This window comes from Vallitalea guaymasensis (assembly GCF_018141425.1).
In the GTDB taxonomy this organism is placed as follows: domain Bacteria; phylum Bacillota; class Clostridia; order Lachnospirales; family Vallitaleaceae; genus Vallitalea; species Vallitalea guaymasensis.
Genome location: NZ_CP058561.1, coordinates 1,761,704 through 1,775,416 on the forward strand (window position 1 = coordinate 1,761,704; position 13,713 = coordinate 1,775,416).

Consider the following 13,713-nt stretch of genomic DNA (forward strand, 5'->3'; position numbering starts at 1 on the left):
TATTAAAGAATTATATATATTATAACATATGCTTACCTATTATCCCAACAGTGAAACACATAGAAATTTATTTTTTAAATCAACTACCTCCAATAAAATTTTAATATCTTCATATTTAATTTATTCATAAACAATCTATATCTATATAGCAATAACCTTTATATAACATTTTTCCATAAAAATCTACCGGATATTCTATTATTTATTTACAATTATACAGTACTATCTCATCCCTTAATTTTCAGAATAACTAGTATAGACTTTGATTTTTATTTCAAACAAATCTTCTCTATAACATGGCTACCTTTAAACTTCTATTGGTGGCATTTTATAAGATTTAAACTCATATTATCTCTTTCTTTTTTAAAGCTATTTTTTATTCTTTGTATTAGAAAAATATTTTTTATTTTTGTCATTACATCATTTTACTACGATTTTTATGTATTAATATTATTAAGAATCAAAAAGGAATTAATATGATTTATTATACCATATTAATTCCAATATAAAACAACCTTTTTTATTACAAGAAATTTTTTTATTTAGCCACAACACTAATTAACAATAACCTCTTTCCAATTCCTACTCCACCGTAACACTCTTAGCCAAATTCCTAGGCTTATCAACATCATGCCCAAGCCCCACAGAAATATAATAAGCAAATATCTGTTGTGGAATATTTTCAAGTAGTGATGTAAACATCCAATGGGTTCTTGGAACATATATTACATCATCTGCAATCTTACCAATCTCGTCATTGCCTTCTAGCGCAATTGCTAATACCTTAGCTCCTCTGGCTTTTACTTCTTTTATATTACTTACTGTCTTTTCAAAAAGCTCTTCATGACCTGTTAGTCCAACTAGTAATGAATTATTCTCTATAAGTGCGATTGGACCATGCTTCAACTCGCCAGCAGCATAAGGCTCTGCATGAAGGTAAGCTATCTCTTTTAACTTCAATGCACCTTCCATTGACACAGCATAATCAAGACCTCTACCAATGTAGAATACGTTCTTGGAATTAATATATTTATTAGCTAATTCTTTGATTTTATCTGCCTGTTCTAATACCTTACCCACTTTATCAGGTAGCGCATATAACTCTTCTCTTAACTCTAGGAATTCATCTTTAGATATCTTTCCAAGTTCCATAGCTATCTTGATTGATAGTAGATACATGGCACATAACTGAGCTGAATATGCTTTTGTAGATGCTACAGCGATTTCTGGTCCTGCGAGGGTATATAATACATCGTCAGCATCCCTAGATATTGTTGAACCAACTGCATTAACTATACCAATAACATATGCCCCTGCTTTCTTAGCAAGTCTAAGCGCCGCAAGTGTATCAGCTGTTTCGCCTGATTGTGAAACAACGATCATCAAGGTGTTTTCATCCAGTATTGGTTCTCTATAACGAAATTCTGATGCTACTTCTGCTACTACTGGTATTCTAGCTACTCTTTCAATTAGATATTTTCCTACTAAGCCTGTATAGGAAGCTGTTCCACAGGCAACTATATAGATCTTGTTAATTTTCTCAAGAACCTCTTTTGACATGTTGATGTCATCTAGGACTATATCATTAACGTCAAGAGGTAGTCTTGGAGTCAAAGTGTCTTTTACTACTCTTGGCTGTTCAAATATCTCTTTTAACATGAAATGGTCAAAGCCTTCTTTTCTAGCGGCTTTTAAATCCCATGTGACATTGTATATCTCTCTTGTTACTTCGTTTTTATCTGTATCTATTATCTTCACATTATCTTTAGTTACAATAGCGATTTCCTTGTCTTCTAACAAATATACGTCTCTTGTATGTTCTAGAATGGCAGGAATATCAGATGCTATATAGTTCTCACCTTTACCTATTCCAATAATCAAAGGACTATCTTTTCTGACTGCAATTATTTTATCTGGTTCGTCATTGCAGATGACACCAAATGCATAAGAACCTTCTATCTTATCCATAGCTTTTAGAACAGCATCTAAAAGATTATGGTTTTTGCTATAATAATAATCTATCAACTGTACTGCTACTTCAGTATCTGTTTCTGATACAAACTTTTGTCCTTTTGATTCTAGTTTTTCTTTTATTGTCATGTAATTTTCTATAATCCCGTTATGAACCAATGATATAGTATTGGTGCTATTCATATGTGGATGTGAATTAATGTCTGAAGGTTCACCATGAGTAGCCCAACGGGTATGACCTATACCTAAGTTACCATGTAACATGTTATTGTTCAATCTCTCTTCCAGATTGATTAATCTTCCTTTTGTCTTGACACATTTAATTTTATGATCGTAAATGGATACACCTGCTGAGTCGTATCCTCTATATTCTAAGCTTTTCAACCCATCAATCAGGATGGGGGCAGCTTCTTTATCTCCAATATAACCAACTATTCCGCACAAAATATATACCTCCTATTTATTGAGTCTACGCTCTATTAAGCTAGCTAATGCTTCTGCTTCATCAGCTAATACCTCTTTGTCTTTTCCTTCAATCATTACTCTAACTAATGGTTCAGTACCAGAAGGTCTTATCAATACTCTTCCTTCACCATCAAATTTTGCTTCTAGTTTCTCTATTTCACTTTTTATTACTTCATCTTCTAAATAACTGTATTTATTACCATTGCTTACTTTTGCATTTACTAGTACTTGTGGTAATACTTCCATGACATTAGCTAATTCGGATAATTTTTTATCTGAGTGCTTGAGTGCTTCTAATAGATGAATAGCTGTTAGAAGTCCGTCACCTGTTGTATTTTCTTCTAAGAATATGATATGTCCTGACTGTTCTCCACCTAGATTGTAGCCTTGTTCTATCATCTTTTCTAATACGTATCTATCGCCAACTTGTGTTTGCTCTATATGTATGTTCTTTTCTTTTCCCATAATAAATAATCCTAGGTTACTCATTACAGTTGCAACAACGGTATCTTTTTTCAATAATCCTTTGTCTTTCATGTATAGACCACAGATAGCCATAATTCTATCACCATCTACCATATTTCCTAGTTCGTCTACTGCAAGACATCTGTCAGCATCACCATCAAATGCAAGACCTATATCAGCACCTACTTGTTTTACAAAATGTTGTAAGTCTTCCATATGAGTTGAACCACATTTCTTGTTTATGTTAGTTCCATCAGGCTCATTATGAATGATGAATACTTCTGCGCCTAGTTGTCTTAGTGTTTCTGGTGCAGATACATATGATGCACCATTAGCACAATCAATAACTATCTTGATTCCTTCTAAGTCAATGTCTATTACACTCTTAGCATAATCGATGTAGTCTGTTATGCTTTCTCTCTTATGCTTTACTCTTCCTATCTTAGTTCCTGTAGGAAGTTCTAATTTTTCACTGTTATTCAGCATGATATCTTCTATTTCATCTTCTAGCGCATCTGATAATTTGTATCCTTTACTATTGAAGAATTTTATTCCATTGTACTCTACAGGATTATGAGAAGCGGATATGACTACTCCTGCATCTGCATTATATAATCTTGTTAAATATGCTACCGCTGGTGTAGGTACTACGCCTATACTTACTGCGTTGGCTCCAACTGAACATATACCTGAGATAAGCGCTGCTTCTAGCATTTCTCCTGATATACGTGTATCTCTTCCTATTAATATAGTTGGCTTATGTTTTTTCTCTTTGGTAAGTACGTAAGCTCCTGCCTGCCCTAATTTGTACGCCATCTCTATAGTAAGTTCTTTGTTTGCAATTCCTCTCACACCGTCGGTTCCGAATAATTTACCCATTATTATATTTCCTTTCATATTATATATGTTTTTATCTATTCATTAGTTCATCTGATTACAAAATTTAATTAGGAAAATATTAGTAGTATTTTACCTTTTACACTTTTACAATTATATCACTACCTATATTTGCCTTCAATAAATTATGCAATAAATAGCTTTTTGTTTTGGGTCTGGTATATACCACTTTATAAAGTGGTATATATTATAGTAATATGTAATAATCATTATTTTTGTTACTTGGCTCTATATAAAAACTTTCCTCCATCCATAGAAAAGGGACTGTCCAATAATACATCTTAATAAGCTTATAGCCATAAAAATGTATTATTAGACAGCCCCATATATAAATATTTAATTGTTAACTGGTGTATCATCTACAGGTTCATTGCTTTCAGTATCTTCTCCTATGTCACCTGCATTATCCTGTATATTTTCAGTCACATCACCTTGATCTTGTTTAGTTAATTCTATTACGACTTTTGGAATTTCAGTAACAAGTTCAACACTTCTTGGGTATGTAAGATTAAGAGTGACTTCATGTCGCCCTTCCTCCAAGTTATTAAGATTTATCGTAGGATTGAGACTGTATACTGTAATTCTACTCAAGTCTTCTAGTATTCCTCGAAATGTTACCTTAATATCTTCTGTATTAACTATAGATATATTCAGATTCTCTGGTAATCTTTCTATACTTATATCATGAGTTAATATCGTTACCTCTTTTTCTTGAACTTTGTCTACATTCAATTTAACCGTAACCATGTTGGTGTTTTGATATCTTGATACTCCAACTGGTAATACTGTAGCTAGGCTAATTTCTTTGTCAACATCAGAAGTAACATTATTAAGTGGTACTTCCAATACTAGATTACTAATTTTATCAATAGCCGATTCTGTTCCAATAAGAGTTACCTTCTTAGGAATAACTTCACTTCCAGTCAATTTGTATCCAGAAGGCAAACTACCTGTGGTCTTAACAAGAACACTGACTTCTTTCAATTTCCTGATAGGAACTTGGTAACTAACTTCTTCTATACTCTTATCTATGTCACTGACTTCGTTACCTTCTTTGTCCAATAATCTTATTTTACCAACGGATGTAACGTCATTAGTGGCACCATCAATACCAAGGGTTACTCTAACTTCGTGTACTTGAGCCATCTTAGATTCTGGCCCTTCTATTTCAACAGTATTTGGAGTAATGATAGGATCTAGATGAATATATGATTCCTTAGGATTACCCTCAAATTCATAGGTTATCTTTCTACTTTCTGATTTAACATTTTCTCTTGATATTCTCATATCGTTAGGACTTTTCTTAACAACTGTAATTCCTTCAATAGGCTTTATATCAATAACTAATGAATCAGTAAATGATAAGTATTGCATATCAACGGTAGCTATTATATCATCTTTATTGAAACGTTCAATTATTGTACGTTTCCCTCCTAGGGTAACATCAACATATTGACCTTCTATAAAATTGATATATTGGTTTTTGGACGTGATTACCTCTTCATTAAGAACTTTTACAGGTATGTGTTTAAAATCCTTGGTTATATATGGATCTTCTACCCTTATAATAGCAAACCAAACAAAGAAGGCTATTACAATTGATGCAATTTTCCATCCTACGTTTCTTGTAAATACATTACCCATTTCTTTGTCTACCTTTCCAAATTTTAAATTTCTTTATGTCAGCTGTCTTCTTTTGATAGACTAATTTATTTTTCAAATAATCACTATCTACATTTCTAATTATATTACCACCTAATGCCATCGATACATTTCCTGTTTCTTCTGAAACTATGATAACTATACAGTCAGAAACTTCAGTTATACCAACTGCTGCTCTATGCCTTGTCCCTAACTCTTTACTGAGGCTCATATTATCTGATAGTGGTAAATAGCAGGTTGCGGCAACTATCTTATTATTTCTTATTATAATTGCTCCATCATGAAGTGGAGTATTGTGTTCAAATATATTTATAAGCAATTGACTTGTTATTGTTGCATTCAACGGTATTCCAGTTCGTTCATATTCACCAAGTTTTACTTCTCTCTCTACGACTATTAATGCTCCTGTTTTGAATTTTGCCATTTCTTCTGTTGCCGTTACAATTTCTTCTATTGCTTTTATTGAAATCTTCTCTTTTTTGTCTTTCTGTTCTTCAAATATTAAGATAGTAGAGAAAAAATTTCTTCGGCCAAGCTGTTCCAATGCACTTCTAAGTTCTGGTTGAAATACGATCAGCAAGGCTATGATTCCAGTATTAATGGTTTTGACAAATATAAAAGTTATAGTGTTAAGTTCCAGTATCATTGATATGAATGCAATAATAGATATTATTAATAAACCTTTAAAAAGTGTCCAGGCTCTAGTACCTCTAACCCATTTTAAAAGTTGATATATGACAAATGCAATCAAAGCTATTTCAATTACATCTTTTACGCCTATTATAGGTAAATCGAATCGTATCATTTTTAAATTCTGCCAAAAGTTATTCAAATCTTCCAATATTACACCCTCTTTAACCATACTTCTATCAATCTTAGACTATTCATTCTACCAATATTAACCTATACCTTATTATTATACTTTTATTAATAAACAAATTCATTAAATTATTTTAATATTATAAGGTCAATGGGCGTATATAATTGATACCCCTTCTAGTTACAAAAGATTAACTTATATGTAACTTATTATATCATTATTTATACTTTATAAAAATAGATTTTTATAAAATTTTTACAAAAATATATTCCATAACTTGATTTTCTGTAAATGTTATAATTTTAGAAAAAAACGAAGAGTCATAAGACCACTTCGTCATGTTAATTCATTATTAATCAATAGATTTCATATTATTTTGTTATATTATTTATACGCTTTACTTTCTTAATCTGTTTTCCAATCTTGATCTTAGGTATTGCTTTCACATAATAGATATAATCATCATCTTCAAACTGTACTTTCTCAGCTCTTGTATAGTGTAAACATACTTTCAGGAATTGACATGCGGCAACAAATACTATTGATAGTATAGAACCTAAAATAACTCCTATTATACTGATATCTGTTTTTAATATAATATTTCCAATAATAAATCCTAACAAGTTAGTGATACTACCTGCGACAATGGCAATGTACCATACATAATCTATTTCTAAACGGCTTACAAAATATGTAATTAAGATAACTGCAATAAATATTATAATTGTTAACATCATAGCTTTGTCGTTAAGTAGTGAATCTGTAATTGTTTTATACATACTCATAAGTGAATCTGGTAAATCTGTTAAATCTGCTGCTTTTATTGATAAAATAGTTGGCATGTGGCCTGAAAAAAAGTAGACACCAACACCAATGCAAACAGGTACGATTGCTATTGGACCAACAAATAATCCTGCAAAAATAGGTACTACATATGGTATTCCCAGTGAAAATAGCAATGGAACTGCTACTATGAAATAACCCATTTTAGGGAATATCCTAATATACATCAAGTATATTATTATCATCATTACGAATATTATTGCTAAAGCTTCAATTGAAACATAGAATAAATGAGTACTAATTATAAATATCATTAAGAGTACTAACCAATTGCCAGGTATAAAACTAGCTACTGCCGCTAGTAATATATTCACTACCGGATTATTAAGTACCTTGGCAAAATTCAAAAACCCATTTAATTTAACAAATACCATTAATGCCACTAAAAACTTAGTTATAGGCACTATAAATCTTTCATATCTCTTGTACAGTGTTATGAGCACTTCCCTTATCTCATAAAGCTTAGTCATAACTAAAATTTCCTCCTTGAATAAAATCTACACTACTTATAAGCATCCAGCTTACTAAGTAGTTTTTTATATTTTGCAATCCTTATTTCAGCGCTTTTATATCTTTTTCTATAAATGATTGTTGAAATGATTGTATAAATTGCTAGTACAACAACTAATATTACAAGATACTTAATACCTATACTAATATAATTTATATCTCCTAAACTATTGAGATCTCTAGTAACTCTTCTCATCAAGTCCCCGCCGAATATAATACACATTGCTATGGCAACGCCTAATCGTGTTTTAAAGTTATTGTAGGATATATAATTTGACTTAAAATGTCCATTTACAGTGAAGTCTTCTTTTCCTACATTTTTTTCATATATAGCAAGATTAGTCATAATCTTTACTTTCTCTTTATTCACAAGTACTCACCCCGTTTCAATAAAGTAGCTGTCATGAAGCATTATTGCGCTTTTAATAATGCATCTTTATTATATTTTGAACCAGCATGCCATAAAATCCATTCCTCAAGACCTGCATCATATGTTCCTTGTATCTGAGCACGTATTTCTTCTGGACCATAGGACTTATAATTTGGTTTTCTTAGATAAGATGCTGTAAATGCTTGAAGCCAAGGTCTTACTATAGCTGCTTTCTTGCCATTTAATTCTTTATATTTTTCATTTGATGCTGTCATTGAACCTAGTATTGTCTCATATGGATATAAGTCTGAATGTTTATCTCTAGGTATTCCAAAGAAACCTTTTCCATAGTGTGAAGGATATACCATTGGGCAGATTACATCTAATTTTTCTGCCATAGCTAAGTAATCCTGTCCTATAGCTTTTGCATCTACTTTACTTGTAATAATAGTACCAAATACATCAGCTGATACTTTGACATTATATGGTTCTAATTCTTTCATGGCGTATTCAACAAACTCTGAAATAACTTCCATTCTTGTTTTGTTTTCAGCATCCTCACCAAAATCTGCGTTATTCAAACTTCTTGTAGCTTCAAATCTTATATAGTCGAATTGAATTTCTTTGAATCCAACTTCTGCGGCTTTTTTAGCAACATTAAGGACATAATCCCAAGTATCTTTATTATAAGGATTAAGCCATGATACTTTATCATACATCCAAAGACTACCGTCTTTATTCTTAATAGCAAGGTCAGTTATTTTTTTTGATGACCAAGGGTCTTTAAATGCTACAATACGTGCTATTGGATAGATATCATTTTCATATAGTCTATCCATGACAACATTAATGTCTCTCATATATTTTACTTCTGCATTAATTTCATCTGATTGTGGATTATCCATATCAAACGTAATTCTACCTGAATCATTTTTAACATCTATAACAAACGCATTTACCTCTGTAGTATTAGCTATATCTATTAAGGTATTGAATCTTTCCTTACTGCTAACTGCAGATGCGTTTACATATAGCCCCTTAACTTTTGGAGCTTCACTATACAAATTATAGCTGACACCAGGACTTTCTAGATAATCGTTGAATCCAACTTCCAGTGTTTCTACTGTTGGTTCATCTGGTTTAATAATACTACTGATAAAGTTATTTCCATCACCATCTTTATTAGTTAAGTATTTATATACAAATGGAGCACAAATTATCAACACTATTAATAAAATCAAGAACCAATATTTTCTTGTATTACGTTGTCTCTTACGATAAGCCATTCATTCATTCCCTCTTTTCAATTGATTTTTATTTTCCTCAGTTAAATATCTCAGTCATGAATATAGTATTATTTAGATTATAGCACATAAAAAAGTTATTTTCGACACTTTTTTATTAGATAAATTACTTTATTTATATTATAACACTCATTAGATTTCTTAATCATATTTATTGCTAACTTATTCCAAATATTGATATAAAAAATGATTTTATTCTTCTGATTCTTATAAGCAATACGTAATTTATAACTTCTATCACCATATTATTAATACAAAGCCTATGTAAATAACTTATACAGTATACCATAACATGATTAGGTATGTAAACTAATCATGTATATTATAGGACAATAAAAAAACCTCATAATAGAGGTTTTTTTTAATATATCTACTCTTTTGGTTTCATTGTTGGGAATAATAGTACGTCTCTGATTGAATATGAATCAGTCAATAACATAACCAATCTGTCAATACCTATTCCAAGTCCTCCTGTTGGAGGCATTCCATATTCTAATGCAGTAAGGAAGTCTTCGTCGATCATGCTGGCTTCTTCATCTCCAGCTGCACGAAGTTCTTCTTGTCTCTCGAATCTTTGTCTTTGATCGATTGGATCATTCAACTCAGAGAAGGCATTAGCGAATTCTCTTTTTGTGATAAATAATTCGAATCTCTCAGTATAATCTGGTTTCTCAGGCTTTCTCTTAGCAAGAGGTGAGATTTCTACTGGGTGATCAATTATGAATGTTGGTTGAACAAGATGTTCTTCAACATATTCCTCAAAGAAAAGATTGAGGATATCACCTTTTTTATGGTGTTTTTCAAATTCTATATGATGCTTTTTAGCTAATTCTTTTGCTTGTTCATCTGTTTCTATTTCATCAAAATCAACATTAGCATATTGTTTAACTGCATCTAACATTGATAGTCTTGCAAATGGTTTACCAAGATCGATTTCTACCTCATCATATGTAACAGTAGTAGTTCCTAATACTCTATTAGCTACTGTACGAATAAGTTCTTCGGTTAAATCCATCATACCATGATAGTCTGTATATGCTTCATATAATTCAAGTAATGTAAATTCAGGGTTATGTCTTACTGACAATCCTTCATTTCTAAATACTCTACCTATTTCATATACTCTTTCGAATCCACCTACAATCAATCTCTTCAAAGGTAATTCAAGAGCGATTCTCATGTATAATTCCATATCAAGAGCATTATGATGTGTTATGAAAGGTCTTGCAGATGCTCCACCAGATATTGTATTGAGTACTGGTGTTTCTACTTCTAAGTATCCTCTATTATCAAGTACGTTCCTGATTTCTTTTATGATCTTGGATCTAGCTATGAAAGTATCCTTTACTTCTGGATTAACGATTAAATCTAGATATCTTTGACGATATCTTGTATCAGTGTCCTTTAATCCATGATATTTCTCTGGTAAAATCTGTAAACTCTTAGATAGTAAAGTTACCTCATGAGCTTTTATTGATATTTCACCTTTTTGAGTTCTGAATACTTCACCTTTTATACCAACAATATCACCTAAGTCATAATGTTTGAATTCGGCATATTCTTCTTCACCAATTGCATCTTTTCTAACGTATGATTGAATTTGTCCATTTCTATCAGCTATGTGACAGAAAGAAGCTTTTCCCATAACACGTTTAGTCATGATTCTACCTGCAATTGTAACTTCTTTGCCTTCTAACTCCTCAAAACCATCGATAATTTCATTACTATGACAATCCACACTAAATTTAGTGAGTTCAAAAGGATTTTTTCCTTTTTCTTGTAACCCAGCTAGTTTATCTCTTCTAATTTGTAGGAGTTCATTAAGGTCCTGTTCTTTGCCTTGGTTGTTACTATTGTTATCTGACACTTACAAGTCCTCCTCTTGTATATTATTATTACTCTTTTGTTTATATGATTTTTATTATATCCATGTTTATATTTTATCTATGAATGTCTAACACTTTTAGTTTTACAACTCCATTAGGAGTTTCAGCTTCTACTAAATCATCTATCTTAGAACCGATTAAGGCACTTCCGACTGGTGATTCATTAGATATTTTATAATTTAATGGATCTGCTTCTGTTGAACCTACGATTGCATAATCAATTTCTTCTTCAAATTCTAGGTCATATATCTTCACTTTACAACCTACACTAATGGTATCTAATGATATTTCTTCTTCGTCGATTACTTCAGCATTTTTAAGTATTTTTTCAAGTTCTACTATTCTAGATTCAATTTCGCCTTGTTCTTCTTTTGCCGCATCGTATTCTGCATTTTCAGATAAATCGCCTTGTGCTCTAGCTTCTTTTATCTTTTCTGCTACATCTTTTCTTCTTACAACTTTCAGATTCTGTAATTCATCTTCTAATTCCCTTAATCCATTATATGTTAGTATTACTTTTTTGTCAGGCATCTTGCTACACCCTTCCTCTTAATATATTTTATATAATAATAAAAACTAGTAATATACGAACTATCTTTATATGTCTAGTTCAATATGATTACCTTGTTTATCAAGATAAAACATTTAATTAATATATGTTAATAAATTAATTAATTAAACGTTATATATCAAATTATTAATACAACATACAATCCTAATGACTCCCCAATACCGTATTTATAATTTTTGTAATGTTATATTATTCATATTCAAGGTATTATAACTTAATAATAACAAGTTGTCAATATAAAAATAGTTCTGATAAGCCTAAGTATGATTGATTTATGATAATGTCTTAGTGTACCACAATTGATTATGTCCTATTTTTTTTAATTATGGTATATAATAAAACCTCATGTATTTTATAGGCAGAGGTGATTATCATTAGAAAGGTAGACTTAAACATGACAGAACAATATAAATATGAAATTATTAAAAGATTAGTTGAAACTAAAGGGAACAAGGACAATGCAGCTCTGAAACTAGGCTGTACTAGACGAAATATAAATCGTTTAATCAAAGGTTATTTAGATCAAGGAAAGATTTTCTTTATCCATGGTAATCGTGGTCGTAAACCATCACATACAATAGAAGACAATATCAAAGAAAATATCTTAAATCTTTATCGAACAAAATATTATAACACAAACTTCACTCATTATTGTGAGTTGCTAGAAGAGCATGAAAAAATCAAGGTTTCTGTAAGTACTGTACAAAACATTCTTATGTCTGAAGGGATGCTTTCACCTAAAGCTAGACGTGTTACTAAAAAGAGAATGCGTCTTAAGTTGAAAAAACAAAGAAATGCTACTAAATCAAAGAAAGAGGTTGCTAAAATTACAGAAAACATAGTTGCTCTTGAAGATGCTCATCCTCGTAGACCACGCTGTGCTTTTTTAGGTGAGATGATTCAAATGGATGCTTCTGTACACTTTTGGTTTGGGGATAAAAAAACTCATCTACATATTGCTGTTGATGATGCTACAGGAACTGTTGTTGGAGCATATTTTGATAGACAAGAAACGTTGAAAGGCTACTATAATGTTTTTCATCAGATTTTAAATAATCATGGTATTCCCTATATGTTTTATACTGATAGACGTACTGTCTTTGAATATAGGCAAAAAAAATCTCCTTCTCTTGAAAAGGATACTTTTACTCAGTTTGGTTATGCTTGTAAACAGTTAGGGGTCGAAATCAGAACAACCAGCAATCCACAAGCCAAAGGTCGCGTAGAACGAATGTTCCAAACATTACAATCACGCCTACCAATCGAATTAAGATTAGCAGGCGCAACAACCATAGAACAAGCAAATATATTTTTGGACTCCTACATACAAAAATATAATGCTAAATTTGCTCTGCCTCTTAATAATATCAAATCTGTTTTTGAAAAACAACCCGATAATGAAAAAATTAATCTTACTCTTGCAGTTCTTGTAAATCGTAAGATTGATAATGGTCACTGTATCAGATTAAACAAAAAGTATTATAAACCTATAGATTCTAATGGCTACCCTGTTTATTACCATAAAGGTACACTGGCTCTAGTTATTAAATCTTTTGATGGACAACTATTTACAAGCATAGGAGAAAAAGTATACACTCTAGACGAGATACCAGAACATGAATATACATCAAGAAATTTCCATTACCCCCAAAGCACTGAAAAACCTCGCAAAAGATATATTCCACCAATGTCTCATCCGTGGAAAAAGAGTACTTTTACAAAGTTTGTTAAAAAGCAAAAACACTATTATGAACAATCCTTTGAGTCTGCAATGTACTCCCAAGCTTTGACCATTGCTAAATAAAATTCCATAAAAATAGCTTTTATGCCGCGAAAGTCTATTTATAATGAGAAAATGGCATGTTATGCTTTCTTTACAAGGCATCCCATGCTTTACTTGCTATGCCACAAAACAGGTTAGGGGATGCCTCTGATGCATCAAAACATGC

The 13,713-nt window shown here is 31.3% G+C and carries 10 protein-coding genes; 1 reads left to right on the plus strand and 9 read right to left on the minus strand.

Translation table 11 applies throughout. The features are described from left to right. Positions 1-582: 582 nt before the first annotated feature. The 9 genes from glmS to greA form a co-directional block, all read right to left on the minus strand. Complete coding sequence (glmS, locus tag HYG85_RS07905) at positions 583-2,415, minus strand: glutamine--fructose-6-phosphate transaminase (isomerizing) (RefSeq protein WP_212693032.1); 1,833 nt, start codon at positions 2,413-2,415, stop codon at positions 583-585. A 12-nt stretch (positions 2,416-2,427) separates the two neighbouring features. Then, positions 2,428-3,780: a phosphoglucosamine mutase gene (gene glmM / locus HYG85_RS07910; protein ID WP_212693033.1), complete on the minus strand. Its 1,353-nt coding sequence runs from the start codon at positions 3,778-3,780 to the stop codon at positions 2,428-2,430. 354 nt (positions 3,781-4,134) lie between these two features. Next, entirely contained in the window at positions 4,135-5,442 is a 1,308-nt protein-coding gene (locus HYG85_RS07915) for a CdaR family protein (protein ID WP_212693034.1), read from the minus strand. Continuing rightward, positions 5,435-6,301, minus strand: a complete 867-nt coding sequence (gene cdaA, locus HYG85_RS07920; RefSeq protein WP_242986410.1) for a diadenylate cyclase CdaA — start codon at positions 6,299-6,301, stop codon at positions 5,435-5,437. Before cdaA ends, HYG85_RS07915 begins: the two co-directional genes overlap by 8 nt. 350 nt (positions 6,302-6,651) lie before the next feature. Next, positions 6,652-7,593 (minus strand): hypothetical protein, encoded by a 942-nt coding sequence (locus tag HYG85_RS07925; RefSeq protein ID WP_212693035.1) that lies wholly within the window; start codon positions 7,591-7,593, stop codon positions 6,652-6,654. Positions 7,594-7,625: 32 nt separating this feature from the next. Next, positions 7,626-8,003, minus strand: coding sequence for a hypothetical protein (locus tag HYG85_RS07930; RefSeq protein ID WP_212693036.1), 378 nt, complete (start codon positions 8,001-8,003; stop codon positions 7,626-7,628). Positions 8,004-8,044: 41 nt separating this feature from the next. Beyond that, complete coding sequence (locus HYG85_RS07935) at positions 8,045-9,289, minus strand: putative glycoside hydrolase (protein ID WP_212693037.1); 1,245 nt, start codon at positions 9,287-9,289, stop codon at positions 8,045-8,047. 388 nt (positions 9,290-9,677) lie between these two features. Continuing rightward, positions 9,678-11,174: a lysine--tRNA ligase gene (gene lysS / locus HYG85_RS07940; protein WP_212693038.1), complete on the minus strand. Its 1,497-nt coding sequence runs from the start codon at positions 11,172-11,174 to the stop codon at positions 9,678-9,680. A 73-nt stretch (positions 11,175-11,247) separates the two neighbouring features. Continuing rightward, positions 11,248-11,724: a transcription elongation factor GreA gene (gene greA / locus HYG85_RS07945; protein ID WP_212693039.1), complete on the minus strand. Its 477-nt coding sequence runs from the start codon at positions 11,722-11,724 to the stop codon at positions 11,248-11,250. Between the two features lie 434 nt (positions 11,725-12,158). On the opposite strand from greA, the gene HYG85_RS07950 reads away from it, so the two are divergent. After that, positions 12,159-13,568 carry an ISNCY family transposase gene (locus HYG85_RS07950; protein ID WP_212690122.1) on the plus strand — a complete coding sequence of 470 codons (1,410 nt, stop codon included), beginning with the start codon at positions 12,159-12,161 and terminating at the stop codon, positions 13,566-13,568. The last annotated feature ends 145 nt before the right edge of the window (positions 13,569-13,713 follow it).

What these genes read in the sequence shown, in the direction of transcription:
- greA (WP_212693039.1), bottom strand. Translation starts at nt 11,724, where the DNA reads ATGCCTGACAAAAAAGTAATACTAACATATAATGGATTAAGGGAATTA.
- HYG85_RS07935 (WP_212693037.1), bottom strand. Translation starts at nt 9,289, where the DNA reads ATGGCTTATCGTAAGAGACAACGTAATACAAGAAAATATTGGTTCTTG.
- HYG85_RS07915 (WP_212693034.1), bottom strand. Translation starts at nt 5,442, where the DNA reads ATGGGTAATGTATTTACAAGAAACGTAGGATGGAAAATTGCATCAATT.
- HYG85_RS07950 (WP_212690122.1), top strand. Translation starts at nt 12,159, where the DNA reads ATGACAGAACAATATAAATATGAAATTATTAAAAGATTAGTTGAAACT.
- glmM (WP_212693033.1), bottom strand. Translation starts at nt 3,780, where the DNA reads ATGGGTAAATTATTCGGAACCGACGGTGTGAGAGGAATTGCAAACAAA.
- HYG85_RS07925 (WP_212693035.1), bottom strand. Translation starts at nt 7,593, where the DNA reads ATGACTAAGCTTTATGAGATAAGGGAAGTGCTCATAACACTGTACAAG.